We start from the raw sequence: 26431 nt of genomic DNA, 5'->3' as shown, positions 1-26431 counted from the left end.
GACGCTCCTGGACATACGGCATTTACCTGCCCCATGCAACGAAACAGCCACGGTGCGTAATCGGGACAAGTGCCCCTATGGTCGCTTTTTGGCCTGCCGCCGCCGACGCCGGACGGGCCCGCCCCTGTCCCCGTCGAAAGGTAGGCGAGCGAAGTTTTGACGACTGCCACAGTCGCCGCCCCGCATCCGTCCCCGACCACCACCCCCACCGCGGACGTCACCGTCACCGACCCGGCCCTCGTGAAGCGCGCCGTGAAGGCGGCCGCGCTCGGCAACGCCATGGAGTGGTTCGACTTCGGCGTCTACAGCTACATCGCCGTGACCCTGGGCAAGGTCTTCTTCCCCACGGGGAACGCGACGGCTCAGCTGCTGTCCACGTTCGGCGCCTTCGCCGCGGCCTTCCTGGTCCGCCCGCTGGGCGGCATGGTCTTCGGCCCGCTGGGCGACCGTATCGGCCGCCAGAAGGTCCTGGCCCTCACCATGATCATGATGGCGATCGGCACGTTCGCCATCGGCCTGATCCCGTCGTACGCCGCGATCGGCGTCGGCGCGCCGATCCTGCTGCTGGCCGCCCGCCTCGTGCAGGGCTTCTCCACCGGCGGCGAGTACGCGGGCGCGTCCACCTTCATCGCCGAGTACGCACCCGACCGGCGGCGCGGCTTCCTCGGCAGCTGGCTGGAGTTCGGCACGCTCGCCGGCTACATCGGCGGTGCGGGCCTGGTCACCCTCATGACCGCCCTCCTGTCCTCCGAGGACCTGCTGTCCTGGGGCTGGCGGATCCCGTTCCTGATCGCGGGCCCGATGGGCCTCATCGGCCTGTACCTGCGGATGCGTCTGGAGGAGACCCCGGCCTTCGCGGCGGAGGTCGAGAAGGCGGAGTCGGCCCGGCCGAAGGTGCCGATGCGCGAGATGATCTCCGGCCAGTGGAGGGCCCTGCTCCTCTGCATGGGCCTGGTGCTGGTCTTCAACGTCACCGACTACATGCTGCTGTCGTACATGCCGAGCTACCTCACGAGCGAGCTCCACTACGACGAGACACACGGCCTGCTGGTCGTCCTGGGCGTGATGGCGCTGATGATGATCGCCCAGCCCTTCACCGGCGCCCTGACCGACCGCATCGGCCGCCGCCCGGTGATCGCGGCGGGCTGCGCGGGCTTCCTGGCCCTGTCCATCCCCGCGCTGCTGCTGATCCGCCAGGGCAGCCTCGGCGCTGTCGCTCTGGGCATGGGCGCCCTGGGTCTGCTGCTGGTCTGCTTCACGGCGGCGATGCCCTCCGCCCTCCCCGCCCTGTTCCCGACCCGGGTCCGCTACGGCTCCCTCTCCATCGGCTTCAACATCTCGGTCTCCCTCTTCGGCGGTACGACGCCGCTGGTGGTCACGGCGCTGATCGGGGCGACGGGCAACATGATGATGCCCGCGTACTACATGATGGCGGCGGCTGTGATCGGCGGTGTCGCGGTCTGGTTCATGACGGAATCAGCGGGCCGCCCGCTGCCGGGCTCGGCGCCAGCTCTGGAGCCGGCGGAGGCTGTTGAGCGCTGACGCGGGGCTGTGGTGCCCGCGGGCTCGCCCCCACAGTCCGCGGGCAGTCGTGCCGCTGGGGCGGCACGGGTGGGCGCGGGCGGCACCCCCTCGGCGCCGGGCTGCGCAACCCGCCCCTCCGCCAGCCCCGACGCCGGGCACCTGCAAAGCGGCGGCTCGTCACCGGACGCACGGGCAGGCGCGGCCAGCATCCCGTCGGCGTGCCGCTCTCGCCGCGGAACCCCGTGACGACTACCTTCATTAGGGCAACTAGTTAGAGGCCCTAATTATGGAACCGCTTCGCACACGAGAGGCAATGCGCATGAGCGAGTCGCAGACCTGGGACGCAGTGGACGACTACTTCCGCACCCATCTCTCCCCCGACGACGAGCCCCTCCAGGCCGCCCTGCGCGACAGCGAGGCCGCCGAACTGCCGCGCGCCAACGTCACGGCCTCTCAGGGCAAGCTGCTCCAACTCCTCGCCCAGATCCAGGGTGCCCGGACGATCCTGGAGATCGGCACGCTCGGCGGCTACAGCACCATCTGGCTCGGCCGCGCCCTCCCCGCCGACGGCCGCCTCATCTCGCTGGAGTACAGCGCCAAGCACGCCGAGGTCGCCACCCGCAACATCGCCCGCGCGGGCCTCGACAAGCTCGTCGAGGTGCGGGTCGGCCCGGCGCTGGATTCGCTGCCCCAGCTCGCCGACGAGAACCCGCCGCCCTTCGACCTGGTCTTCATCGACGCCGACAAGGCCAACAACGCCCACTACGTGGAGTGGGCCCTCAGGCTCACCCGCGCCGGCAGCCTGATCATCGTCGACAACGTCGTACGCGGCGGCCGCGTCACCGACGCGGCCAGCACCGAGCCGGACGTCCAGGGCACCCGCGCCGCCATCGAGCTGATCGGCTCCCATCCCAGGCTGAGCGGCACGGCGATCCAGACGGTGGGCAGCAAGGGCTACGACGGCTTCGCGCTGGCACGGGTCCTGGCGTAGCCAGGAATGTCCGGCCGCCGCTCAGAGCTCGTGGTAGAAGCCGACGTTGACGCTGCGCGGCGCGGTGCGGTCCTGGATGACGATCTCTCCGTTGCCGCCCCGCGGCAGCGGTACGGTGCCGCCGTAGGCGATGGGCTGGGCGTACCCGCCGGCCATCAGCCGGACCTCGGAGGACGGGTCCGGCTGCGAGCCGCGCAGCCAGGTCACCTGCCAGCTGCCGTCCGGGCCGCACAGGAACTCCAGGTGGACCCGCGAGACGAACAGCCAGTCGTCGGGCGTGGCGAGCCGGCACACGGACTTGTCCCGGCCCACCCGCAGCACGGCGCCCGGCTCGCTGGGCGCGTCGGCCATGAGCATGCCGGCCGTGGCGCCCGCCTCCGCCCCGGAGACGGTGGCCATGGTGAGTTCGAGCACGTGCGCTCCTTTTGTCACGTCCCTGCGCGGGGCTCAACGTCCTTGCCCGGCGGACTGGTTGGCCCACCGCCGCCGAATGATAAATCGCCCGGCGTGACGGCGTCCGGCACAATGGCCCCATGACCGAGCGAAAGCCACCGGGCGTGAGCTTCGAGTCCTGGACCGACAAACAGATCCGCGACGCGGAGGCGCGCGGCGACTTCGCGCATCTGCCGGGCGCGGGCAAGCCCCTGCCGAAAGACGTCGAGGCGACGTACGACGAACAGTGGTGGATCAAGCGCAAGTTGGCCCGCGAGGGCCTGTCGGTCCTGCCGCCGACGCTCGCCCTGCGCAAGGAGGCGGAGGACGCCCTCGTGGCCGCCGCGAAGGCACCGTCCGAGCGGGCCGTGCGCAAGATCGTCGAGGACATCAACGTCAGGATCCGCGACATGATGTTCAAGCCGCCGCCCGGCCCACCGCTGGGTCTGAAGCCGTACGACGTCGAGGATGTCGTACGACAGTGGCGGGAGCGCCGGACGGCGGCTTCTTAGCAGGTCACGGCGGCCTCTTGGAAGGTCAGGGGCGCAGCAACCGCTCCGCCAGCTCGCGGTAGTCCTGCAGGGCCAGACGGAGTTGCTCGGTGTCGGTGGTCGCGGGCGTGCCCTCGTCCGTCGACTGCCAGGACCTGCGCAGGGTACGGCGCCGCTGGGTCACCGCGTCCGTGAAGCGGGCGGCGATCTCCTCCAGCACGTGGTCCGCCTCTTCGACGGCGGCCCGCGGGCCGTCCACGAACCCGGAGACCGCCTGCTGCATCCGCAGTCCCAGTTTGTCGGTCTCGTCGTGCGGGAGCAGCGGGGCCATACGGGCCGCGGGGGCGGCCGGGTCCGCGGGTCCCGAGGGACCGGGGCTCGGGACGGGCGCCTCGTCGCGCGCGGTGCCGCCGGTGCCGCCGGCCTCGCGGGCCGTCGCGGGGGCCGCCTCGTGGCCGGTGAGGTTCTCGCGGCGCCCGGTGCGGTCGGGCTCGCCCTCCGCGCCGCCGCCCGTGGGTCGTGTCACGTCGGTCATGCCTCAACTCCCCTTCGCGTGCCGCCCGAAGCCCCACAGCAGGTGCGAGCGGCCACCGGCGTGGGCAGGGCGCCTGGTCTTCTCCTCGGCGACGGGGCGCCGGTCGTCCTCGCGGGCCGGGCGTACCAGGTCGTCGAACAGGGCGCGGGCCTCGACCATCGCCTCACGCATCTCCTCGGTGGCGGCGGGCCCGTCCTGCGCGGCGTCCGTCCGCCCTTCCTGGGCGCCGCCGACCTGTGCGCGTGCGATGCGGTGGACGCGCCGGTAGCCGTGCACGTGGTCCGCGTGGTGCACGGACAGCGCGGCGAGCTGTTCCTCGTACTGCCCGCCGCCCGGGAAGCCGCGCGCCCCGGCCAGCTCCGCGAGCAGCCGGTCCGCCTCACTCACCGCGTCCTGCGGCGAGTCGACGAACCGCTCCTGGGCGGCCGTCCAGCGGGCCTCGAACTGCTCGCGCTGCACGGGCTCGAGGGGCCGTTCCCGCAGGTTGCCGTGGCGCTCCAGGCGTTCGGTGAGTTCGCGCTCGGCGGCCTTGGTGTCGCCGTCGTGCCGGGCCACGGCCCGGTCGTACTCGGGCCCGAAGCGTCGCCGCAGGTCCCGTCCGCCGGTCGCACCACGGCCGCGCAGGGCCAGGGCGGCCGCGATGAGGACGACCACCGCCGCAATCACGATCAGAGCAATGATCCAGCCAGACATGAATGCCTTCCGGGTTCTCGACCCGACCGGCCCTTCACCGGGCCGGTCCGCTGACCGGGTTGCCCGCCCACCCCCGCCCAAACGACCCCCGTCCGCGGCCGGAGCCCGAGGTGACGCATATTCGGTTGCGGGCCCCGCACACCGTCTCCCGACAATGAGCGGCATGGCCTGGACCGTCGCTCCCGAACCCGTCGACTCCGCGGACGCCGCCGCGCTCTGGCGGGCGTACTACACGGAGGTCAGCGACCGCTGGTACCTGCTGCACCAGGGCCGCCGGGCCGACCCGGCCGAACTGGAGCGGGAGATCGCGGCGAACGCGGGCGACCACCTCACCCCGCCCGCCGGGCTTCTGCTGGTGGCGCGGTACGACGGCACGGCCGCCGGCACCGCGGGCGTACGGCTGACGGGCGATCCGTCGACCGCCGAGCTCACGCGGGTGTTCCTGCTGCCGGAGCTGCGCGGGAAGGGCGGGGCGGCGTTGCTCGTCGCCGCCGCCGAGGACGCCGCGCGAACGCTGGGCGCCGAGCGGATGATCCTCGACACGCGGAGCGACCTGGTGGAGGCGCGGGCGCTGTACGCGCGGCTCGGCTACGAGGAGACCGCGGCACACAACTCCGACCCGTACGCCGAGCACTGGTTCGGCAAGCGGCTCATCCCGAGCGGGTGACCGGGCGCTCTGCGTGCGGCTCCTCCCGGTCCGAGCCGCACAGCTCCTCGTTCAGCTGCCTGACCAGCTGCACCAGGTCGGTGGGCCGGTCCGGGCCCCACCAGTCGCCGAGCAGCCCGGCCAGGGACTCCTCACGGGCGTGCGCGAGCCGTTCGGCGATCACGCGGCCCTGCTCGGTGAGGACGAGGTCGAGGCCCTCCCGGACGGCCAACCGCCGTTCCTCGATCTGCCGGGCGGCCTCCAGGACGGCACCCAGCGGGACAGTGGCACGCTCGGCGAGCACGCCCGGCTCCACGGAGCCGTACCGCTTGATCCGCAGCAACAGCCAGCTCGCCGCCGGCAGCAGGTCGTAGCCCGCGCGTGCGGTGATCTTCCGGTAGACCTCGCGCCGGCCCTCGCGGGTGCCGAGCACCGACAGGGCGCGGCACACCTCGTCGTACGACGACCGCTGTACGGGGTTGCTGGCCAGCGTCTCGGTGACGTCGGGTGCCGTGACCGAGCCGCGCAGCCGGTCCTCCTTCAGGAACCACGCCAGCACGAAGCCGAGGAGAGCGACGGGAGCGGCGTACAGGAAGACGTCCGTGATGGACGAGGAGTACGCGTGCAGGGCCGGTGGGCGCAGCCCCGGTGGCAGGTCGGCGATGCCGCGCGGGTCGGCTTCCAGGGAGTCGATCGACACGCCGGGCGGGAGCTGTACGCCGCGGAAGGCGGACGCCAGAGCGTCGTCGAGGCGGCCGGCGAAGAGCGTGCCGAAGATGGCGACTCCGAAGGCGGCCCCGATGGAGCGGAAGAACGTCGCGCCGGAGGTGGCGACGCCCAGGTCCTGGTACGAGACGGCGTTCTGCACGATGAGCACCAGCACCTGCATGACCAGGCCGAGTCCCAGGCCGAAGACGAAGAGGGAGCCGCTGATCACGGCGTCGGAGCTGTGTTCGTCGAGTTCCTTGAGCAGGAGCAGGCCGAGGGTCGTGACGCCGGTACCGAGGATGGGGAAGACCTTCCAGCGGCCGGTGCGGCTGACGATCTGGCCGGAGGTGGTGGAGGCCAGCAGGAGGCCCAGCACCATCGGCAGCATGTGCACGCCCGACCAGGTCGGCGTGATGCCGTGGACGACCTGCAGGAAGGTCGGCAGGTAGGTCAACGCGCCGAACATGGCGAAACCGATGATGAAGCTGATGGCGGCGGTGAGGGTGAAGGTGCGGATACGGAACAGCTTCAGCGGCAGGACGGGTTCCGCCGCCCTCCGCTCGACCAGCACGAACGCCACGGCGAGCAGGACGGCGAGCACCGCGAGCCCGACGATCTGCGGCGAGCCCCAGGCCCAGGTGGTGCCGCCGAGGGAGGCGACCAGCACCAGGCAGGTGGCGACGGCCGCGATGAGGAAGGTGCCCAGGTAGTCGATGACGTGCCGGGTGGCCGTGCGCGGCAGGTGCAGCACGGTCGCGATCACGACGAGCGCGACGACACCGACCGGCAGGTTGATGTAGAAGACCCAGCGCCAGCTCAGGTGCTCGGTGAACAGCCCGCCGAGCAGCGGCCCCAGGACGCTCGACGTGCCGAAGACCGCACCGAACAGCCCCTGGTAGCGGCCGCGGTCGCGGGGCGGCACGAGATCGCCGACCATCGCCATCGACAGCACCAGCAGCCCGCCGCCGCCCAGGCCCTGGAGGCCGCGGAAGGCGATGAGCTGCGGCATGTTCTGCGCCATACCGCACAGCGCGGAGCCGACCAGGAAGATCACGATCGCGGTCTGGAACAGCCGCTTGCGCCCGTACTGGTCGCCGAGCTTGCCCCACAGCGGGGTCGCGGCGGTCGACGCCAGCAGATACGCGGTGACCACCCAGGACAGGTGCTCCAGACCGCCGAGGTCGCTGACGATGGTCGGCAGCGCGGTCGACACGATCGTCTGGTCGAGGGCGGCGAGCAGCATGCCGAGGAGCAGTGCGCCCAGCGACACGAGGACACCGCCGGGCACGCCTTCCTGGGCGCCGGCGCCCGGGACGTCCCTCGTCCTGCCGCGCGTATCCCCCGCCATGGAGACCTCCCGATGGCTGCCGTGGTTACGCCATCCATCGTGGGCGGTCTGCCCGGTTATGGCCTGTCGAGTCCGCTTGGAAGGTGTGGTTCCGCCGTGACTCCGGGGGCTTCGGGAACAGGACCTCCACGAGATCTGCATAATCTCTGGGGTCGCGAGGAGTCGCGAGGGGAGGGGACGGACGCGTGGTGGAGCCGAAGGGGCACCAGTGCCCGGAGTGCGGGGCGCCCAGGGGGGCGGACAACACCCCGTCCTGTGCCTGCGGCCGGCGTGCGTCCGACGCGCTGCGTGACGCCCGTACGGCGGAACAGGCGGCGGCGGAGGACTTTGATCCGCTGCGCATCCGGCCGTACGTGGACCTCGACGGGGAGGAGGCGACGCAGGCTCCCCCGGACGCCGAGGTCACGATGCCCCTGCGCGCCGCCGAACCCGACCCGCTCCCCACGCCCAGCGCCACCGGCCTACGGCCGTCCGAGGCCCCGGATCCGGACGCGCCGACCCCGGACGCCGACCCGGAGCGGCCCCGCAACCATCGCCGTACGGCACTGCTCGCGGCGGCCGGCGCCGTCGTCGCCGTCATCGCGGCGGCCGGGTTCGCGAGCGGGCTGTTCTCCTACGAGACGCCGTCGCGCGACGACGCCCTGCCGCAGGACGTACGGGAGGCCGTACCCGACGCACGCACCAGCGAGGCACCCCGGACACCGTCCACGACCGCCCCCTCGGCGACACCGACACCCACGACGCCGTCACCGACGACGAGCCCGACGTCCCCGTCCCCCACCCCGACCCGCTCGGCGCCCACCGCATCCCCGACCCCGCCCGGGTCGGCCACCTCCACCCCCACGGCGACAACGACCGGCGCCACCGCCCCCGAGGCCCCCGACAACGACCGCGACGAGGACACCCCCGTCCTACGCCCCGGCGACGACGGCCCCGAGGTCGTCGAACTCCAACTCCGCCTGCGCCAGCTGTACCTGTACAACGAAGAACCCCACGGCCACTACAACCACCGCGTAGAGGAAGCCGTACGCAACTACCAGTGGGCACGCGGCGTACAGCCGGACGAACTGGGGGTCTACGACGAGAAGACCCGGGAACGCCTGGAGTCGGAAACGTCGGAACCTTAAGGCAAGCCGAGCGCCGGCCCACGGGTACACGCCTCAGTCCGCGGGCAGTCGTGCCTCCCCCAGAGGGGGACCCCCAGGGCGATGGGGGTCCCCCCGCTCGAGCGAAGCCGAGAGTGGGGGAGGGTGGGCGCGGGCGGCACCCCGTAAGCGCCGGGCTGCGCCACCCACCCCGCGCCAGCCGCAACGCCCCGCACCATCCGACGTCAGTCACAACCCGACGTAAGCCACAACCGGACGTCGCCCCTACCCGACGTACACCCGCATCACCCCACCAGCCCCCGCCTCCACCCGCACACCCCTCAAATCCGGCACCAGCACATCCGGCCGACAACCCCCCGCCCGCACCCCGACCCCCACAACCCGCATCCCAGCCGCCCGCCCGGCCGCAATCCCGGCCCCCGAATCCTCGAAGACGAGACAGTCCGCAGGCGCCACCCCCAATTCCGCGGCCCCCTTCAAGAACCCCTCGGGATCGGGCTTACTCGCCCCCACCGACTCAGCGGTCACACGAACATCAGGCATCCCCAGCCCCGCCGCAGCCATCCGCGCCGTCGACAACGCAACATCCGCCGAGGTCACCAGCGCATGCGGAAGCCCCCGCAGGGACGCCAGAAACTCCGCCGCCCCCGGCACCGGCACGACGCCGTCCATGTCCGCCGTCTCCTCCGCGAGCATCCGCGCGTTGTCCGCAAGGTTCTGCCCCATCGGCCGGTCCGGCAACAGCACGGCCATCGACGCGTACCCCTGCCGCCCGTGGACGACCTTCATGACCTCGTCCCCGTCGAGCCCGTGCCGCTCGGCCCAGCGCCGCCAGATGCGCTCCACCACGGCGTCGGAGTTGACCAGGGTGCCGTCCATGTCGAGCAGGAGGGCGCGGGCGGTGAGCACGGTGGTGGCCGGCATCGGCAGCTCCAGGAGGCGGGGTGCGGGGCGGCAGCCCCGAAGGCACAAGGTGACCCTCGAAGGGACAAGGTGGCCCCGCCCGCCGGTCAGGGAAAACGGACGGGAACCACTTTGTTTCTCCACGGTACAAAATAACCCTGCGTGCCGCCACCGCCTTGAGGAACCGTTCACCGGGCGTTCAGCTCACCCGGCGACGGCCTCCCACAGACTCCACACCCCGAGCCCCAGCATCAGCAACGCCGCGATCTTCGTGATGAGCCCCAGCGGCACCCTCTTCATCAGCGCCCGTCCACCGACGATGCCCAGTCCCGCCACCGCCCACAGCGCCAGCACCGCCCCCAGCCCGACGGACAGCGGATCGTCGTAACGCGCCGCGAGGTTCGCCGTCATGATCTGCGTCAGATCCCCGAACTCGGCGACGAGGATGAGCATGAACCCGGCCCCGGCGACCTTCCAGAAAGACTGGTCCTCCGGTTTGCGGATCTCCTCCTCGTCCTCGCTCTTCTGCCTGAGCAGCATCGCCGCGCCCCCCAGGAAGAGCACACCGGTCACCGCGTGGACGACCTGCTGCGGCAGCAGCGTCAGCACGCTGCCCGCCGCGACGGCGAGCGCGACATGCAGCGCGAACGCGGCGGCGACACCGGCGAAGACGTAGGAAGCGCGGTAGCGGGTGCCGAGGACGAGGCCGGCGAGTGCGGTCTTGTCCGGCAGTTCGGCAAGGAAGACGACGCCGAAGACGAGCGCCGTGACGGTGATGCTGATCAAGGTTCCTCAATCGGTCGGGGCCGCCCCACCGAGAGTCGTACGTCGTCAGCGACACCTCGGCACGGCAGCACACGTGGCACCCGTGCCGTACGGCTCGGGCGTGCACTGCTTGCCGAAGGTCTCGCTGGCCGGCCTCACCTTCGAGGCCCGCCTCCGGGCGCCGGCTCAGACGAGCTGAGCAGTATGTCGACGGTCCGGCGAAGAGCTACTCCCCTTCTGCGCCGTCCATCGTACGCGACACCTCTGGAGCGAAAAGTTCCGCCTTGAACCTTGTCGTGTCATGCACACGTCATTAACTTCTCACCAAACGCACACCCGTGCGCAACACGGCACCGCGAGCATTCCCTCGCTCGCACGCCAACACCCCCACATCCCCAAGGGAGTTCGCATGCCCAGGTTCTACGCGCGTCGACGGCTGAGCACAGTCGCGGCGTTCAGCGCCCTCATAGCCTCCGTGGCCCTCTTCAACGCCCCCACCGCCTCCGCCGCCCTCCCCACCCCGGTCAGCGGCGCCACCGCCCGCAGCTACCTCGCCCAGCTCACTGTGGCGACCGAGGACCGCACCGGCTACAACCGGGACCTCTTCCCGCACTGGATCACCATCAGCGGCTCCTGCAACACCCGTGAGACCGTCCTCAAGCGCGACGGCTCGGGCGTCGTCACCGACTCCGCCTGCGCCGCCACCAGCGGCAGCTGGTACTCCCCGTACGACGGCGCCACCTGGAGCGCCGCCTCCGACGTCGACATCGACCACCTCGTGCCGCTGGCCGAGGCCTGGGACTCCGGCGCCGACAGCTGGACCACCTCCCGCCGCCAGTCCTTCGCCAACGACCTGACCCGCCCGCAGCTCCTCGCGGTCACCGACAACGTCAACCAGTCCAAGGGCGACCAGGACCCGGCCACCTGGATGCCGTCCCGCACCACCTACCGCTGCACCTACGTGCGCGCGTGGGTCCAGGTGAAGTACTACTACGGCCTCTCGGTCGACTCGGCCGAGAAGAGCGCGCTGCAGAACTACCTGGCCCCCTGCTGATCGAACCGTGACCCGCGGAACCTCCCCGCTCACCTCCGTCGTTCCGTACCGTACGGGGCGACGGAGGAGGGTGATCACGTGGCGGGACTGCGCCTGGGGCCACTGCTGAGGTACGCCGACGGCTCGTCCGCGACCGTCTGGGTCGAGGCGAGCCGTCCGTGCACCGCCGAGGTGCGCTGCGCCGACGGCGCCCGCGGTACGGCCCGCACCTTCCAGGTCGCGGGCCATCACTACGCCCTCGTGCCGGTCAGCGGCCTCACTGCGGGCACGGCGACGGAGTACGAGGTGTTCCTCGACGGCACGCCCGTGTGGCCGCTGCCGGACTCCCCGTACCCGCCCTCGGTCATCCGCGCGGGGACGACCGGCGACGCCGTCCGCGTCGCCTTCGGCTCCTGCCGCTGGGCCGCTCCCCCGGCCGACGAGAAGGACCCCGTCGGCCCCGACGCCCTGGACACCCTGGCCGCCCGCATCGCGGCCGACCCCACGGCCGAACGACCCGACGTGCTCCTGCTGTTGGGCGACCAGGTCTACGCCGACGAGATCTCCCGGGCGACCCAGCGCTGGCTCGCCGCCCGCCGCGACCTCAGCGAGCCGCCGGGCCGGGAGGTGGCCGACTACGAGGAGTACACCCGGCTCTACTACGAATCGTGGCTCGACCCGGAGGTGCGGTGGCTGCTGTCCACCGTCCCCAGTTGCATGATCTTCGACGACCACGACGTCATCGACGACTGGAACACCTCCGCCGCCTGGCTCGCCGACATGCGGGCCACCGACTGGTGGCGCGAGCGGCTGCTGAGCGGCCTGATGTCGTACTGGGTGCACCAGCACCTGGGGAACCTGTCCCCGGCCGAACTGGCCACCGACGCCCTGTACGCGGCCGTACGCGACACACCCGACGCCACCGACCTCCTGCGCGCCTTCGCCGCCGAGGCCGACGCCGACCCGCCCGCCCGTCACCCGACCACCACCCCTCACGGACGGCGCTCCGCGCCGGCCCCTGCTCAACCGCGGTGGAGCTACCGGCGCGACTTCGGCCGCGTACGGCTGCTGATGGTGGACACCCGTGCCGCCCGCGTCCTCGACGAAAAGGCGCGCTCGATGCTCGCCCCGGGCGAGGCGGAGTGGCTGCGCACCCAGGCGCTGGACGAGCCGGGCTCGTACGACCATCTCCTGATCGGCACCTCCCTGCCGTGGCTGCTGCCGCACCTGGTGCACGACGCGGAGGGGTGGAACGCAGCGCTGTGCCGGGGCGAGAAGGGCGAGCGCTGGGCGCGGTTCGGGGAGAAGGTGCGGCGGGCGGCGGACCTGGAGCACTGGGCTGCCTTCCCCGGCTCCTTCGACGCACTGGCCGCGCTGATCGCCGAGGCGGGTTCGGGGGACGGGGCACCGGCGACGGTGTGCGTGCTGTCGGGGGACGTGCACCACGCCTACGTGGCCGAGCCCGTCTGGCCCTCGGCCGGCCCCGACGCCCGGGTCGTCCAGCTCACCTGCTCCCCCGTGCACAACTCCATCCCGCTGTCGATCCGGCTCGGCTTCCGCTTCGGCTGGAGCGGCTTCGCCCGCTTCCTCGGCCGCCGGATCGCCGGGCACGGCCGTGTCCCGCGCCCGCCGATCGACTGGCGGCGCACGGGCGGCCCGTGGTTCGGCAACCAGCTCATGACGCTGACGCTGCACGGCCGTTCGGCGCGGCTGCGGCTGGACCAGGCCAAGGCGGACGGGCGGGGCGGAGCGCGGCTGACGACGGTGGAGGAGTCGGTCCTCACCACCGCATGAGGTACATCCGGGACCTCTGGGGCGCGCGTTGGCTTCTGTGGCCCCCGAAGGCATGATGAGGCCGAGCGTCCGCTTCCGTCGGACGGTTCGCCGCTCTGCGCCCCACACGCCCGGGAGTCACCGCTTTGTCTGCACCGACCGCGGAGTCCGCATCGGAGTCCTCCATACCGGGGGCCCGGTCGGGGTCCGCACCCGACCCGGTCTCCGTCGCTCTGGTCGGTGCCGGGCCGCGCGGCACCAGCGTCCTCGAACGCCTCTGCGCCTCCGCCCGTGAACTCCTCCCGCCCGGCAGCCGGCTGACGGTCCATGTGATCGACCCGGCGCCGCCCGGCCCCGGCCGCGTCTGGCGCACCGCGCAGTCGGCCGAGCTGCTGATGAACACCGTGGCCTCGCAGGTGACCCTGTTCACCGACGACAGCGTGGACTGCTCGGGGCCGATCCGGCCGGGGCCGAGCCTGCACGAGTGGGCGGGCGGCGAGCTGGGGCCGGACGAGTATCCGACCCGGGCGCAGTACGGCCGTTACCTGGAGTGGGTGTTCGCCGAGGTGGTGCGGCAGGCCCCACCCGAGGTGCGCGTCGAGATCCACGCCGCCCGCGCGATACGGCTCGACGACGGCCCCGACGGCCGTCAGCTGCTCGCCCTGGACGACGGTCGTACGCTGACCGGCCTCGCGGCCGTCGTCCTCGCGCAGGGCCATCTGCCGGCCGCCCCGGACGCGGAGCAGCGGCGCCAGGCGGCCTACGCCGACCGCCACGGCCTGCGGCACATCCCGCCCGCCAACCCGGCGGACGTGGACCTGTCCGCCCTCTCCCCCGGCGAACCGGTGCTGCTGCGCGGCCTGGGTCTCAACTTCTTCGACCACATGGCCCTGTTGACCACCGGCCGCGGCGGCCGCTTCGTCCCCTCCGACGCGGGGCTGCGCTATGCCCCCTCCGGCCGCGAGCCACGCCTGTACGCCGGTTCCCGGCGCGGCATCCCGTACCAGGCGCGCGGCGACAACGCGAAGGGCCCGTACGGCCGTCACACCCCGCTCGTGCTGACCCCGGAGGTGATTGCGGGCTTCCGCAAACGTGCGGACTCGGGCGACGCACCCGACTTCCTGACGGAGATATGGCCGTTGGTGGCGAAGGAGGTGGAGACGGTCTACTACACCACGCTGCTACGACGCCCCGAGTTCGCCGAGCACTATCTCGCCGTCCCCCACCGCGACCCCCAAGAGGCCCGCCTGCTCGACGAGTTCGGCGTCCCGGCGGCCGAACGCTGGTGCTGGGAACGGATCTCCCGCCCGTACGCGGGCCGCGCTTTCGACGGCCCCGGTCAGTGGCGGGACTGGCTCCTGTCCCATCTGCGCGAGGACGCCGCGCAGGCCGCCCTCGGCAATGTGCACGGCCCGCTCAAGGCCGCCTTGGACGTGCTGCGCGACCTGCGCAACGAGATCCGGCTGATCGTCGACCACGGCGGACTGTCCGGCGTCTCCCGCCGGGACCATCTGGACCGCTGGTACACCCCGCTCAACGCCTTCCTGTCCATCGGCCCGCCCCGGCGCCGCATCGAGGAACTGGCCGCGCTGGTGGAGGCGGGTGTGGTGGAGGTGCTCGGGCCGCGCCTGGAGGTGCGGTGCGCGGACGGGGCGTGGGTGGCGCACTCGCCCGACATACCGGGCTCGGCAGTCCGCGTGACGACGCTCATCGAGGCCCGGCTGCCGGAGCCCGAGCTGCGCCGCACCGCTGACGACCTGCTCGCCGGGCTGCTGAAGACCGGACAGTGCCGCCCGCACACGGTCGACGGTTACGAAACGGGAGGGCTGGACGTCACACCCCGGCCCTATCGACTGGTGGACCGTCGAGGTGAGCCACACGCCCGGCGGTTCGCCTTCGGGGTGCCCACGGAGGGCGTGCACTGGGTGACGGCGGCGGGGGCCCGGCCCGGGGTGGATTCGGTCACGCTGTCGGACGCGGACGGGGTGGCTCGGGCCGTGCTGCGTACGGCGGCGGAGCCGCGAGCGACAGCAAACCGACAGGTTGTTGAACTTGCAAGCATTGATTAGGACTGCCTACGCTGAACTCCCTTCGATTACGTCACCGGCAGGTCACCCTGGCTTGCCTGACCGTAGGAGCCCCCCACAATGACCGCACGCCTCAACAGCGCGCAACCGTACGTCCTCGCCCTGTTCCGGATCGTGATCGGCCTGCTCTTCTTCTGCCACGGTGCCTCCAAGCTCTTCGGAGTCCTCGGTGGCGCCGACGGCCAGGGCGGGACGGTGTCCGCGGGCACCTGGCCCGGCTGGTACGCCGCCGTCATCGAGCTCGTCGGCGGCGCCCTGGTCATGCTCGGCCTCGGCACCCGCGTCGCGGCGTTCATCGCGTCCGGCGCCATGGCGTACGCGTACTTCAAGGTGCACCAGCCGGGCGCCCTGTGGCCGATCCAGAACGGCGGCGAGGCCGCGGCCCTGTACTGCTGGGCCATGTTCCTGCTGATATTCACCGGCTCCGGCGCTCTGGGCCTGGACCGGCTGTTCGCCAAGCGCTCGACGACGGCGGAGAAGCCGGCGGGCGAGCGGTCGCCGGTGACGACCTGATCCTGCCGGAACCTGGACATACGGCGCCCTCCTCACCCGGGTGAGGGAGGGCGCCGTCGCGTTGGCATCGAACACACGAGCCCCCTGTGACCCTTCTGTCACACCCCAGGCGTACGCTCTATGGCTCACGGGGGAGCAACGGGGAGTCGCGGTGCTGGAGAGTGTGGGGTCACTGACAGGCAGTCCATGGATCTACGCCATGGTCGCTGTGTCGGTTCTCCTCGATGTGTTCGTTCCGGTACTGCCGAGCGGCCTGCTTGTCATCATGGCCGCGACGGCCGCGGGCTCCGGCGCGGCGACCGGCCAGGTCCCGGACAACGTCCCCGACATCCTGGCCCTGACGCTGTGCGCGACCACCGCATCCGTGCTGGGCGACCTGGTGGCATACCGCCTGGCCTGGAGCGGCGGCGCCCGACTGGACCGCGCGCTCGCCCGCTCACCCCGCCTGAGCACCGCGCAGGAACGTCTCGGCACGGCTCTGGCCCGGGGCGGCGGCGCCCTGGTCGTCCTCGCCCGCTTCGCGCCCGCCGGCCGCTCGGTCGTCTCCCTCACCGCCGGCGCCGCACACCGCCGCGCCCGCGACTTCGTCCCCTGGTCCGCCCTCGCCGGCCTCGCCTGGGCCACGTACAGCGTCGCCCTCGGCTACTTCGGCGCCCACTGGCTGGGCACGACCTGGCTCGCCACGGGCGTGTCCGTCCTGGCGCTGTTCGCGGCCGGCGCGGCGGCGACGTACCTGATGCGCCGGCGGCCGGAGCCCGGGGAGACGGCGTAGCCCTCTGCTCCGCCGGACAGGCCCTAACCCGCCTGCCGAGCCGTCTGCCCCCGCACCTCCAACCCGGCCAACAACTCCGCTGTCGCCTCGGCGATCACATCGACGGCGCGGTCGAAGACCTCCCGGTTGTGCACGGCCGGCGCCCGGAACCCGGAGACCTTCCGCACGTACTGCAGGGCGGCAGCCCGAATCTCGGCCCCGGTGGCCTCCTCGGGCAACGCCGGCGGACGAAGCGTCTTGATACTGCGGCACATGGGTCCAGTGCATCACAACTGCCGCCGCAGCTGCGGGCAGTCGTGCCTCCCCCAGTGCCTTAAGGGCCTGGGGGCCCCAGGGCGGACCGCCGTCTCCGCCGACACCCCACCCCACGTCTCCCGTCTCACACTCCGAACCCGCCGTACCCCTCCTCCACCCCCGCCTGCAATGATCCACTCCGAGGCGGCCACCTCCCCGGGGCCGACCACCGAGAGGAGCCATACTCCATGGCGCACGACAAGCTCACCGTTGCGGTGCTGGGCCCCGGAGGAGTGGGAGGCCTGCTCGCCGCCCTCCTCGCCCGCACCGGGCACCGTGTGATCTGCCTGGCCGGCGAGACCACCGCCGACACCCTGCGCACCACCGGCATCCGGGTCCGCAGCGCCCGGTTCGGCGACTTCACCGCCGACGTCGAAGCGGCCACCGAGCTGCGCGAACCGGTCGACGCCTGCCTGATCACCGTCAAGCACACGGCCCTGGACGCCGCGCTCGCCCGCGTCCCTGCCAGCGTCCTGGGCGACGGCCTGCTCGTCCCCTTCCTGAACAGCGTCGAACACCCCTCCCTCCTCCGCTCCCGCTACCGCCTCGACCAGGTCGCCCCGGCCGTCATCCGCGTGGAGTCGACCCGGGTCGCCCCCGGCGTGATCGAGCACACCAGCCCCTTCGCCGAGGTCGACCTGACCGGCGACCCCGTATCCCGCGAGCGTCTCGACACGCTGGCGGCGGCGTTCGCGGACGCCGGCCCCACCACCCGCGTCCTGGACGACGAGGCGGCGGCCCTGTGGGCGAAGATGTCGTTCCTCGCGCCCTTCGCGCTGCTCACCACCCGTTACGCCCTCCCCCTGGGCGACGTACGCTCCCGGCACCGCGACGAGTTGACGGCCTTGGTGGCGGAGACGGCCGCGGTGAGCCGTGCCTGCGGCGGCCCGGCCGACCCCGCCCAGGCCCTCGCCCGCTACGACGCCTTCCCGCCGGGCACCAAGTCCTCCATGCAACGCGACGCCGAAGCGGGCCGCCCACTGGAACTGGACGCCATCGGCGGCGCGTTGCTCCGCGCGGCCGAACGCCACGGCGTATCCACCCCCGTGACGGCAAGGCTGGTCCGCGAGCTGAAGGACGCCGGACACTGACAGGACCTCCGGCGGAGGTCGTCATCCACGCGCGGCGGCAGCAGCTCCACCACCCTGCTTGTCGGCTTCGTCGTCGAGCCGGTCGACGAGGATCATCGCCACATCGTCCGTCAGGCGGCCCCCGGTGTGGCGGATCAACGCCTTGTGCAGTTTGTGCAGGAACTCCGCCGGGGTGGTGCTTGCGCCTATGCCCTCCATGGCCTGCGGCAGGTCGAAGAAGTCGTTGTCGCGATTGCGGGCCTCGATCACGCCGTCGGTGTACAGCAGCAGACGGTCGCCGGGAACGAACGGATGGCTCTCCGGCTTCTCGGGAGGGCCGGTGACGAGGTCTTCCAGGCCGAGAGGCGGCAGTGGCGAGGAGGGCATCAGAGCCTGGACCCTGCCCTGGCGCAGCAGCAGCGGGGGCGGATGACCGCGGTTGACCAGTTGCACCACGGCGTCGTCCGGCACCTGGGCCATGAGCGCGGTGGTGAATCCCTCCATCAGAACTTCCTCGCCGTACGCACCGGGCACGGCTGTCTCCCGCCGCAGCGCGTCCGCGCAGTGGTCCATGACCTCCATCAGCTCGTCCTCGCAGTGCGCGACCACCCGGAACGCGCCCAGCGCCACCGCGACCGCGCGCATGGCGTTCAGTCCCTTGCCCCGGACGTCCCCCACGATCATCCGGACGCCGTAGCGCGTCTGCACGGCCTCGTACAGATCACCGCCGACCTGTGCCCCGGTCCCGGCGGCGAGGCACAGACTGGCCGCCCGAACCGGGCCCAGGCGCTCGGGGACGGGCCGCAGTATGACCTCCTGTGCTGCCACGGCGATCCGGCGAACCTGGTCGAGCTCGCTCCGCCTGTACGCACGCACGGCGCTACTCGTGATGAAGCTGGCCAGGGAGACCAGGGCAAGAGCCAGGAAATTGGTATAGACCTGCAGCGTGCCCCAGGCCTGGTTATAGGTAGCGGTGGTCACGCTGATCACCAGAGCCAGAGCCGCCGCCGAGACGGTGCCCTCGGGGCCGGTCGTCACTGCGGCCAGCGCCGGCGTCGCGACGAGCAGGGGGCCGGTGTAGATGAAGTGGGCGGGGGTGAACTCGACAACCAGCACGCCCAGCGCGACGACGAAGGGCATCCACCTCACGAGTGTGGGGAGGACCCGGCTGTGGCTGCACGCTCCCGGTCGAGGAGCTGGGCGGAGTACCGACCGCATGGGTAAAGCCTGCCTCGCCGAAGTTGAACTCTCCACTTCAACGCCCTTGTACCAGGTCAGGCGCTCAGTCCCACCCGTCGTGACTGAGCACTGCATTGAACATGCAGCCCAGGAACGTCCCCGCGTCGCGGGCGCAACGACTGTCCCGATCCCCGCGATCAACAGCCCGATCCCACCGAAGATCAGTGACAGCAGCCACAGCGAGGCGAGCCCCTTGATCCGCGCGTCCTCGGGGGAATCTGCGTGGTAGAGCACCTCGACCCGCTCGCCCTCCTCGTACGCCGGTGGATCGGAACCCGTGGAGTCCTGGAACGTCCTCTGCGTACCGTCCGCCGACGTGAAACTGATACCACGCCCGGGCTGTCAGCCGGTTGCAGCATCCGGGCCCCCTGCGTACGGTGCCGATTTCCTCGGTCCACTCGCGGATCAGCGCAGAGCCGGACTTCCGCTCAACTGTCGGCGGACCGTGGAGCCGCCATAGACTCAAAGGGCCGGTTCGGGACGGGGAGCTCGTGATCCGGACCGGGGACCGGGGGGGCACCCCAGGAGGACGCGATGTTGCGGCACACCAGACTGGCCGGCGAATCGGCGGACTACCTCGACGCCCGCGAGGAGCTGCGCCTGGCCGAGATCGACCTCATGCGCCACCGCGAGAAGGTCGCGGCCCAGCGACGGGCGCTCCCTCAAGGGCCACCCGTCGACGACTACGTCTTCATCGAGGGCCCCGCCGACCTCGACGCCGGTGACACACCGGTCCGTGAGGTCACTTTGAGCGAGTTGTTCACCGCCACGGACCGCCCGCTGATCGTCTACCACTTCATGTACGGCAAGCTGCAGACCGACCCCTGCCCGATGTGCACTCTTTGGATCGACGGCTTCAACGGCATCGCCCACCACATCGCCCGCAACGCCGACTTCGCCGTCGCCGCGGCCGCCGACGTGCCCGCCCTCCGGCAGCACGCCCGCAACCGCGGCTGGCACCGGCTACGGCTCCTGAGCTGCGGCGACAGCACCTTCAAGTACGACCTGGGCAGCGAGGACAAGGACGGCGAACAGGACTCCACCATCTCCGTCTTCACCCGCGACGGCGACGACACGGTCCGCCATTTCTACTCCACCCACCCACGCATGGCCGACGACATCGACGAGCGCGGCATCGACCTCCTGGCCCCCGTCTGGCACCTCCTCGATCTGACCCCGCAGGGCCGCGACGACTGGTACCCGAGCCTCGGCTACTGACCACCGACGACCGGCGGTGCCGGCTCAAGGCATGAGTCTCGTCAGATATCACGGCGCGTGCTCTGGACGGCCGAGCGGATTCACAGGAATGCCGTACACCCGAGAAGAACGCCGTGGACCGCCGGCCGGCGGCGACCGACGCCGCTTCGTGCCACTGAACATTGACCGCGCAGGTCGGCGGCTCGCTCCGGCTGAGTTCGCTGGATCAGGAGTAGAAGCCTCGGCCATATTCGTCCCGGCTCAGATCGAAGTCGTCCGGACGATCGCGGCGGAGCTCCTCGTACCGCTGCGAGAAGACATCGAGCGCCTGGTGAAGGGTGCACCCCAACGTTTCGCGGATCGTCCTGAGCGCATGGATGATCCGGTGCTCCAGGATGTCGCGGTCCACGCTCTCGGGCAGCTGTTCCATAGCGCCGTGAGCCTACCCGGCCGCGAGTGATCAGCCTTCAGTGGCGAACCGTCAAGGTTCGCTATCGCAGGACAGACAGCCCTGTCCGATGACACCGCCTGAGGGGCTCTCGCGAAGATGCTGCACGTCAGTCCTGGTCCGCGCTGGACATCGCTTTGGTGATCAGGCGGGTAGCGAAGTCGCGGTCGTCGGTGAGCCGGTTGATGTGCTCCGCGAGCAGGAAGGCGGTGACTTCCAGGGGATTCATCTCGTCCTTGGTCCAGTCTCCGTATTGCTTGCGCCACAGGCTGGGGCTCAGGCCGGTGCCTGCGGCGACGAGCAGGCCGGCCATGGTGGGGATGGCCTCGGGACGGACGCTCCTGGGCATCATGCGCATCGTGGCCACGAGGTTGGGCACCACGTACTCGATGACGTCCTTGCCGTGCTCCTCATATGCCATCTGCAGCCACTTCATGAACATGAAGATGAGCGTGCACGCGCCGTCCAGCAGGTCATGGACTCCCCTGGGGCCCAAGGACGCGGTGAACTGGTCGATCAACTGCTGCTGTTCGGGGTCGGTCTCGGTCCTGCCGTCGTAGATGGCTTTGAGCCGAGAGTCGATCATCATGAGCGCTGCACCCACATCGCCGGCGGGGGCGTACTGGGGGTCGCAGGGCGATGACACAGGATCCCTCCTTATGTGACCGCGGCAGGCGGCGCGGCATATCCGTACGGTAGACCGCCGACCAGACGGGGGTCTGGCGAATCCCGATGGAGGGCCTTCTGGTTGCTGCGTCCAGACCGGCCCAAGGCGCCCTGCACCACTCGGACTTCGATGGCACAGGACATCAGGCACACCCGTTCGCATGAACCACGAGAAGAAGCTCGCCACCCAAAATCGAACAGGCGTAGCATTGCGGCGTGGCTACGACCTATGACTTCCCTAGCGACCTCCGCGCCGGTCAGGAGGAGCTGCATCAGGTCCGGGCCGAGCTGTCGGCCCTGCTGAAGCGGCTCCCCTGGTCGGTCGAGCCCCTGGACGGCTTCAGCGACACCGGCGGCTGGCGCAAGATCGAACGCCCCGCCTCCCCCGGCTGGACGGCCGACGAACAGGCCGAGGTCGAAAAGCTCCGCCAACGCGAACACGAACTCGCGATCTTCGTCACCACCCACCGCTACTGGTCTGAACTCACCGGCCCGGACCGCGTCGACGCCCGCGCGAAGCTAAAGCACACGCACGAGACACCACCAGCACCCGAGCGGGAGGAACCCTGAAAACGATCAAGGCCCAGGCCTCCGGCTACTTACCGGCGGACCTGGGCCTTCGTCGTGTCCTGCAACTGGTGGGCGCGGACGGTTTCGAACCGCCGACATCCGCCTTGTAAGGGCGGCGCTCTACCGCTGAGCTACGCGCCCAGGACGAGTCGACAGCCTACCTTGCCCGGGGCACTGTCCTGCAAACCGTTCCTGGCGTTGGTGGCCAGCGTTGGCCGAATCAACACATTCCGGGCCACATGTGAGGCGTCTGGCGCCGGGTGCACCCCGAACGGTCCTGGGTGCGGGGAACAGCACGAGCTGGTCACTTCGGCACTGCCGGGTCTTACCGCCCTCGTAGGGCACGCCCGTTCTCCTGGGTGGGCTCGCACTCCCACGCGCCCTCGGGACGGACACGGTCTGGCCGGTAGCTCTCCGCTGTCCGATCCTCCGGTCGGGAGCGGTCACACCTGGCCGACGCCGGATCCGATGCCCGAGAGCGCGTCTGCCGATCGCCACCGCGGCCGCATGATGCCGGGTGACGGAAGTATTCGATTGATCGTCGAGGGGCCCTCGCCGGTGCGCGTCTCCCCAGCGAGAGGTGCAGGCCGGGTCCACGGCGACCACGACCAGCCCCTGGTGGTAGGCCATGCCGCGGAGCCGTTCCCTGAACCTCGCGGTCGGGATAGCGGCCACCGTGCGGCGGAAGGCCTTGCCGCGCCGGCCGCGGCCCATCGTCTCCCGGCCCGTCTGCCGGGCGTCGGTGAAGCCCAGGTTCTCGACCGCGATCCCGGTACAGCCGTGTGTCCGGGCCATCCCGATCAGCGAAGTGACCGCGGCCCGCAGTCTGCCGTCACGCCGGGACGCGTCACCGGTCAACTCCAGTGGCACGGTGATGGGTTCGCCGACCGCGTTGCCGTGCGGGTCGAGCACGTACGCTGCGAGACGGTCGGCGTTCAGGTCGACCGCGAGCAGACGCTGTGCGCACGCCCGGATCTCCTGCGGCGACGGCACCATGGTTTTGGGCGCTGACCACGAGGCGTCGAGGTACCAGCGGCCGCGTACGGGGTCGCGCACGATGTCGTAGCGGACGGCCTGGTTCGCGGTGAGACGGTCCAGCCACTCCTCCCCCCGGTGGTGGAAGGCGACGGTGCAGGCCAGCCGGTAGCGGCCGCATGGTGCGTTCGCGAGATGCCTGAGCGGTTCGGGCAGCACGATCGTCACGCTGCCGTCCGCCGGATCCACCGTGATGGTGTAGTTCCCGTGCGGGGCACCGGACTCGCCGTCCGCAGTGAGGAACAGCCGGGCCGCATCCCACCGCTTGCGCCAGTCCTCGGCCGTGAGCTGGGTATCCGCCAGGTTGTGCCGGGCCTTCGCCAGACGGCGCCCGCCCACGACGACGGACGGCCGTCCCTTGGCGATGTGCTGCTCGACCACGGCAAGACGGGCTTGGAGTGCTTGCAGGCGGCGCTGCTTCTGGAAGCGTTCGCACTGGTCCTGGTAGCCGCGTACCCGGCCCGTGCGCTGCCCGCACGGCACCGCGAGGCGACGGGCGATCTTCCCGATGGCGCGGCGCAGTCCGGCACGCTCGTCGTACAGGCAGCGCATGCTGAGCTGGTACTGGTCCTCGCTGGCGCGGGTCATTGCCCCTGCCCAGCGCGACGACGACACCGCCGTCAGCCTCTTCTTCCGCTCGGCGCGCCGGTTGTCCTTCACCGGCACCAGGCCGATCGCAACGCGCTCAGCGAGATCCGCCCGCTGATGACGGCCCAGGTGCTGCCCGACCAGGGTGAGGACCTTCTCCTCCGCGACATCGACACGCAGCCGGTCCCGGATCCGGGCACCCGAGGGCGCGGCCACGGTGAACGGGGGCACGATCGTACGCACCGCACGCTTCCTGCCCCGCCGACGTGCCATTGACCTCCCCCTCCCCGGGCCACCACGAACTCAGTCACCGCCACCGATCATGCGTTCCCGACACACGCAGGATCCCGGAAACCGGCCCCCGTTCACCCTGACGAGGGGTACGCCGGCCAGCCACGGCCAACAAACCGAATCAGCGCTCGCCAACCCGTATCGCGGAGCGGGCGGCGGATACGGGGTGCCCTGAGCGGGGGGATAACCCCACCCCGGATTCGGGAGCGGTCCGGATCCCTCCGTGCAGGCCCGGTGCCTACGGTCGAGGAGTCGCCTTCCCGGCACCCACAGGCCGGGACCGGGGCACCTCGCAGTCCGTCTCAGGGGGAGATCCTCATGGCCCGTATCGTTTCCGTTTCCGCTCGTGCGGCCGCTGTCGCCGGTGCCGTTGTGGTCGTCGTCGCGGGGGTCGCCGGCTGCGGGGCGTCCGCCGGGGAGGACAAGGATCCCGAGCAGCGGTCCTTCTCGCTGCAGGGGTCCACCCTTACCGTCGACTCCGACGACTCCGCCCTGGAGATCGTCGCCGCGGACGACAACCCGGCGGGCCGTATCGAGGTCACCCGGTGGTTCGAGGGCTCGGTCGTTGCGGGCAGCGATCCCAAGGTGACCTGGTCCATGGAGGACGACCGGCTGGTGCTGCGGCTGAAGTGCTCCGGGTTCATCGCCGACTGCTCGGCCAGGCACCGCATCGAGGTGCCACGCGGCGTCGACGTCAAGGTCGAGAACGGGGACGGCAGCGTACGGGCCCGGGGCTTCGAGGACGCCCTGAACATTCGTACGGGCGACGGCTCGGTTCGTGTCGAGAAGACGACCGCGGCGCTGAAGGTGCGCAGTGGCGACGGCTCCGTGCATGTCAGCGGCGCCAGCGGGCCGGTGGAGCTGCGTACCGCCGACGGCTCCGTCCGCGCCGACGTCAGCTCCCGCGAGGTCCGCACCCACACCGGCGACGGCTCGGCCCGGCTCGAACTGGGCGTCGTACCGGACCTGGTGGAGTCCAGCAGCGGCGACGGCTCCGTCACCGTCTCGCTGCCCCGGGCCACGTACCGCGTGAGCACCGAGACCGGCGACGGCGCGGTCGACGTGTCCGTGCCCCGCGACGACTCCAGCGACCACGTGGTGTCCGCCCGCACCGGCGACGGCAAAATCACGGTCCGGACCGCGAACTAACAGGCCCGTGTGTTCGTCCTTAACCGGTGGGAGAATGACACCGGGCAGGGCGGATGACAACACGGGAGAGGGATGTGACGGCGACACCACCTCAGCCGGAATCGCCGTCGATGCCGCGCGCGCACCGCCCTCCGCAGGTGTCCGCCGCGGTCCGTGACGCCCTCACCCTCATGAGCCTGCCCCTGGTCGCCGTCCTCGCGCTGCCGGCCGCGTTCGCCGGTGGCGGCACCCGGCGGTGGTTCGGCGGGCGTGCCGAGAGTCAGCGTGCCGAGGCACAGGCCGCCAAGGACGCCGCCGCAGCTGCCTTCTACGAGCTCGACACCGCCCAGCGTGATCTACGGATCTCGATCGAGACGATCGCCGCCGTCGACGACTCCCCCGCCGCCCGCCGCGCCGCCGCCGACTTCGAGGCCCTCGGCCACCGCATCGACGAGGCCAGCCACCGCTACATCAATGCCGTCGACGCTCACGACCTCGACCGCGACGACCTGGAGGCCTCGGCCGCCAGCCATGCCCGCACCGAGCTGACCCGGGCCAAGGACGAGCTCGGCCGGGTCAAGCAGGACCTGGACCGGTTCGCGGACGGGCTCGGTCCGCTGCTCGGCAAGGCCGAGACCCAGCTCGCCCGGCTGGCCCCCGCCGTCGAACGCGCCCGGCAGTCGCTGCTCGCCGCCTCCAACGCCCTTGACACGGTACGAGGATCAGGGCTGCGGGCGGACGATCTCGCCGCCCGTCTCGCCGCCCTCGCCCCGGAGCTGACCAAGCTGAACCAGGGCGCCGGACAGCATGGCGTACCCCAGACCCTCGAACGGGCCGAGCGCGTCGCCCGGGAGGCCGAGGCGATCCGCGCGGAGGCCGAACGGCTGCCGGAGCGGGCCGCCGAGATCGACCACCGGCTGGTCTCCCTGCGCACCCGCGCGCAGGCCCTCACCACCCGGGCCGGTCAGGTGGAGCCGGTGCTGAGCGAACTGCGGCGGCGGTTCACCCTCGCCTGCTGGCAGGACCTCCAGCACGTGCCCGGGCAGGCCGCCGAGACCGTACGGCAGGCCGAGCTGAAGCTGACCGAGGCGCAGGCCGCGCGCGACGCCCAGCGCTGGCCGGACGCGACGGCCCTGCTGTCGACGGCACGGGCACTGCTGAACTCCACCGACGAGGCCGTCTCGGCCGCCGGTGACCGGCTGCAGCGGCTGAACGCCGTGCAGAAGGACCCGCAGCAGGAGATCGACCGGACCCGGTTCGCGATCCGGGATGCACAGCGGCTGGCCATGGCCGGCCGCCACACCCCGGACCCGCGTCACGCCCGCCCGCTGGACGACTCCGTCGGCCGGCTGGAACGGGCGATCGCCACGCTGGACGGCCGCCACCCGGACTACTGGCACTTCCTGACCGAGACGGAGGCGGTGCGGCAGACGGTGGCCAGGGTGGTCGCGCAGATCCGGGAGGAACGCGGGGGCGCCGCCGGTCACTGAGCGCAGTCCGGTCACTGACCTGCTGTGGAGCCCGGACGCGGCCCGGATACGACCTGAACGTGTTGCCCGGCGGGGCAGAGCGGGCAGATATTGAA

At 71.4% G+C, this 26431-nt stretch carries 26 protein-coding genes and 1 tRNA gene; 15 read left to right on the top strand and 12 right to left on the bottom strand.

Annotation, left to right across the window (positions count from 1 at the left end; genetic code table 11):
* The first annotated feature begins 156 nt into the window (after positions 1 to 156).
* Complete coding sequence (gene proP / locus ACKTSN_RS32735; protein WP_409472411.1) at positions 157 to 1542, top strand: glycine betaine/L-proline transporter ProP; 1386 nt, start codon at positions 157 to 159, stop codon at positions 1540 to 1542.
* Positions 1543 to 1843: 301 nt separating this feature from the next.
* A complete protein-coding gene (locus tag ACKTSN_RS32730; protein WP_409472410.1) occupies positions 1844 to 2515 on the top strand; it encodes an O-methyltransferase in 672 nt (223 codons plus the stop codon).
* Positions 2516 to 2536: 21 nt separating this feature from the next.
* Here the strand turns inward: ACKTSN_RS32730 and ACKTSN_RS32725 are convergent, their stop codons facing one another.
* Entirely contained in the window at positions 2537 to 2929 is a 393-nt protein-coding gene (locus ACKTSN_RS32725; protein ID WP_409472409.1) for a hypothetical protein, read from the bottom strand.
* Between the two features lie 119 nt (positions 2930 to 3048).
* On the opposite strand from ACKTSN_RS32725, the gene ACKTSN_RS32720 reads away from it, so the two are divergent.
* Positions 3049 to 3459, top strand: a complete 411-nt coding sequence (locus tag ACKTSN_RS32720) for a DUF1992 domain-containing protein (RefSeq protein WP_409472408.1) — start codon at positions 3049 to 3051, stop codon at positions 3457 to 3459.
* Between the two features lie 25 nt (positions 3460 to 3484).
* Here ACKTSN_RS32720 and ACKTSN_RS32715 read toward each other — a convergent pair whose 3' ends face one another.
* A complete protein-coding gene (locus ACKTSN_RS32715; RefSeq protein ID WP_409472407.1) occupies positions 3485 to 3973 on the bottom strand; it encodes a hypothetical protein in 489 nt (162 codons plus the stop codon).
* A 3-nt stretch (positions 3974 to 3976) separates the two neighbouring features.
* Positions 3977 to 4666: a hypothetical protein gene (locus tag ACKTSN_RS32710; RefSeq protein ID WP_409472406.1), complete on the bottom strand. Its 690-nt coding sequence runs from the start codon at positions 4664 to 4666 to the stop codon at positions 3977 to 3979.
* Between the two features lie 163 nt (positions 4667 to 4829).
* Here ACKTSN_RS32710 and ACKTSN_RS32705 point away from each other — a divergent pair, with 163 nt between their 5' ends.
* A complete protein-coding gene (locus tag ACKTSN_RS32705; RefSeq protein ID WP_409472405.1) occupies positions 4830 to 5333 on the top strand; it encodes a GNAT family N-acetyltransferase in 504 nt (167 codons plus the stop codon).
* Here ACKTSN_RS32705 and ACKTSN_RS32700 read toward each other — a convergent pair.
* Entirely contained in the window at positions 5317 to 7368 is a 2052-nt protein-coding gene (locus tag ACKTSN_RS32700) for an MDR family MFS transporter (protein ID WP_409472404.1), read from the bottom strand. The two genes, ACKTSN_RS32705 and ACKTSN_RS32700, sit on opposite strands and share 17 nt — an antisense overlap.
* A gap of 185 nt (positions 7369 to 7553) precedes the next feature.
* Here ACKTSN_RS32700 and ACKTSN_RS32695 point away from each other — a divergent pair, with 185 nt between their 5' ends.
* Entirely contained in the window at positions 7554 to 8495 is a 942-nt protein-coding gene (locus ACKTSN_RS32695) for a peptidoglycan-binding domain-containing protein (RefSeq protein WP_409472403.1), read from the top strand.
* A gap of 243 nt (positions 8496 to 8738) precedes the next feature.
* Here ACKTSN_RS32695 and ACKTSN_RS32690 read toward each other — a convergent pair whose 3' ends face one another.
* Entirely contained in the window at positions 8739 to 9398 is a 660-nt protein-coding gene (locus ACKTSN_RS32690; protein ID WP_409472402.1) for an HAD-IA family hydrolase, read from the bottom strand.
* Between the two features lie 183 nt (positions 9399 to 9581).
* Positions 9582 to 10163 (bottom strand): TMEM165/GDT1 family protein, encoded by a 582-nt coding sequence (locus ACKTSN_RS32685; protein WP_409472401.1) that lies wholly within the window; start codon positions 10161 to 10163, stop codon positions 9582 to 9584.
* Positions 10164 to 10551: 388 nt separating this feature from the next.
* Between ACKTSN_RS32685 and ACKTSN_RS32680 the strand changes: the two genes are divergently transcribed.
* The 5 genes from ACKTSN_RS32680 to ACKTSN_RS32660 all read left to right on the top strand — a co-directional run bounded on the left by ACKTSN_RS32680 (position 10552) and on the right by ACKTSN_RS32660 (position 16320).
* Entirely contained in the window at positions 10552 to 11196 is a 645-nt protein-coding gene (locus ACKTSN_RS32680; protein WP_409472400.1) for an HNH endonuclease family protein, read from the top strand.
* A 78-nt stretch (positions 11197 to 11274) separates the two neighbouring features.
* Positions 11275 to 12969 carry an alkaline phosphatase D family protein gene (locus ACKTSN_RS32675; protein ID WP_409472399.1) on the top strand — a complete coding sequence of 565 codons (1695 nt, stop codon included), beginning with the start codon at positions 11275 to 11277 and terminating at the stop codon, positions 12967 to 12969.
* A 164-nt stretch (positions 12970 to 13133) separates the two neighbouring features.
* The gene (locus ACKTSN_RS32670) at positions 13134 to 15017 is read left to right on the top strand and encodes an FAD/NAD(P)-binding protein (RefSeq protein WP_409474980.1); all 1884 of its coding nucleotides are present in this window, start codon (positions 13134 to 13136) and stop codon (positions 15015 to 15017) included.
* A gap of 78 nt (positions 15018 to 15095) precedes the next feature.
* Positions 15096 to 15548: a DoxX family protein gene (locus tag ACKTSN_RS32665; protein ID WP_409472398.1), complete on the top strand. Its 453-nt coding sequence runs from the start codon at positions 15096 to 15098 to the stop codon at positions 15546 to 15548.
* Positions 15549 to 15699: 151 nt separating this feature from the next.
* Positions 15700 to 16320: a DedA family protein gene (locus ACKTSN_RS32660; RefSeq protein ID WP_409472397.1), complete on the top strand. Its 621-nt coding sequence runs from the start codon at positions 15700 to 15702 to the stop codon at positions 16318 to 16320.
* A 23-nt stretch (positions 16321 to 16343) separates the two neighbouring features.
* Here the strand turns inward: ACKTSN_RS32660 and ACKTSN_RS32655 are convergent, their stop codons facing one another.
* Positions 16344 to 16574, bottom strand: coding sequence for a DUF2277 domain-containing protein (locus ACKTSN_RS32655; RefSeq protein WP_409472396.1), 231 nt, complete (start codon positions 16572 to 16574; stop codon positions 16344 to 16346).
* 228 nt (positions 16575 to 16802) lie between these two features.
* Here ACKTSN_RS32655 and ACKTSN_RS32650 point away from each other — a divergent pair, with 228 nt between their 5' ends.
* Positions 16803 to 17705, top strand: a complete 903-nt coding sequence (locus ACKTSN_RS32650) for a ketopantoate reductase family protein (RefSeq protein WP_409472395.1) — start codon at positions 16803 to 16805, stop codon at positions 17703 to 17705.
* Between the two features lie 21 nt (positions 17706 to 17726).
* Here ACKTSN_RS32650 and ACKTSN_RS32645 read toward each other — a convergent pair whose 3' ends face one another.
* On the bottom strand, positions 17727 to 18824 hold the full coding sequence (locus tag ACKTSN_RS32645) for a PP2C family protein-serine/threonine phosphatase (protein WP_409472394.1): 1098 nt from the start codon (positions 18822 to 18824) through the stop codon (positions 17727 to 17729).
* Between the two features lie 633 nt (positions 18825 to 19457).
* On the opposite strand from ACKTSN_RS32645, the gene ACKTSN_RS32635 reads away from it, so the two are divergent.
* Positions 19458 to 20141, top strand: a complete 684-nt coding sequence (locus ACKTSN_RS32635; protein ID WP_409472393.1) for a DUF899 family protein — start codon at positions 19458 to 19460, stop codon at positions 20139 to 20141.
* Between the two features lie 205 nt (positions 20142 to 20346).
* Here ACKTSN_RS32635 and ACKTSN_RS32630 read toward each other — a convergent pair whose 3' ends face one another.
* Both ACKTSN_RS32630 and ACKTSN_RS32625 read right to left on the bottom strand, forming a co-directional pair.
* Complete coding sequence (locus tag ACKTSN_RS32630; RefSeq protein WP_409472392.1) at positions 20347 to 20550, bottom strand: hypothetical protein; 204 nt, start codon at positions 20548 to 20550, stop codon at positions 20347 to 20349.
* A gap of 127 nt (positions 20551 to 20677) precedes the next feature.
* Positions 20678 to 21214 carry a hypothetical protein gene (locus tag ACKTSN_RS32625; RefSeq protein WP_409472391.1) on the bottom strand — a complete coding sequence of 179 codons (537 nt, stop codon included), beginning with the start codon at positions 21212 to 21214 and terminating at the stop codon, positions 20678 to 20680.
* Between the two features lie 236 nt (positions 21215 to 21450).
* Here ACKTSN_RS32625 and ACKTSN_RS32620 point away from each other — a divergent pair, with 236 nt between their 5' ends.
* A complete protein-coding gene (locus ACKTSN_RS32620; RefSeq protein WP_409472390.1) occupies positions 21451 to 21804 on the top strand; it encodes a hypothetical protein in 354 nt (117 codons plus the stop codon).
* Positions 21805 to 21870: 66 nt separating this feature from the next.
* Here ACKTSN_RS32620 and ACKTSN_RS32615 read toward each other — a convergent pair.
* Both ACKTSN_RS32615 and ACKTSN_RS32610 read right to left on the bottom strand, forming a co-directional pair.
* Positions 21871 to 21945 (bottom strand) — tRNA-Val (locus ACKTSN_RS32615).
* Positions 21925 to 23670, bottom strand: a complete 1746-nt coding sequence (locus tag ACKTSN_RS32610; protein ID WP_409472389.1) for a hypothetical protein — start codon at positions 23668 to 23670, stop codon at positions 21925 to 21927. Before ACKTSN_RS32610 ends, ACKTSN_RS32615 begins: the two co-directional genes overlap by 21 nt.
* A gap of 366 nt (positions 23671 to 24036) precedes the next feature.
* Between ACKTSN_RS32610 and ACKTSN_RS32605 the strand changes: the two genes are divergently transcribed.
* Both ACKTSN_RS32605 and ACKTSN_RS32600 read left to right on the top strand, forming a co-directional pair.
* Positions 24037 to 24867, top strand: coding sequence for a DUF4097 family beta strand repeat-containing protein (locus tag ACKTSN_RS32605; RefSeq protein ID WP_409472388.1), 831 nt, complete (start codon positions 24037 to 24039; stop codon positions 24865 to 24867).
* A gap of 74 nt (positions 24868 to 24941) precedes the next feature.
* Entirely contained in the window at positions 24942 to 26336 is a 1395-nt protein-coding gene (locus tag ACKTSN_RS32600; RefSeq protein WP_409472387.1) for a hypothetical protein, read from the top strand.
* The last annotated feature ends 95 nt before the right edge of the window (positions 26337 to 26431 follow it).

Source organism: Streptomyces flavusporus (genome assembly GCF_046267975.1).
Classification (GTDB): domain Bacteria; phylum Actinomycetota; class Actinomycetes; order Streptomycetales; family Streptomycetaceae; genus Streptomyces; species Streptomyces flavusporus.
This window is presented reverse-complemented; position numbering and strand designations above follow the sequence as displayed.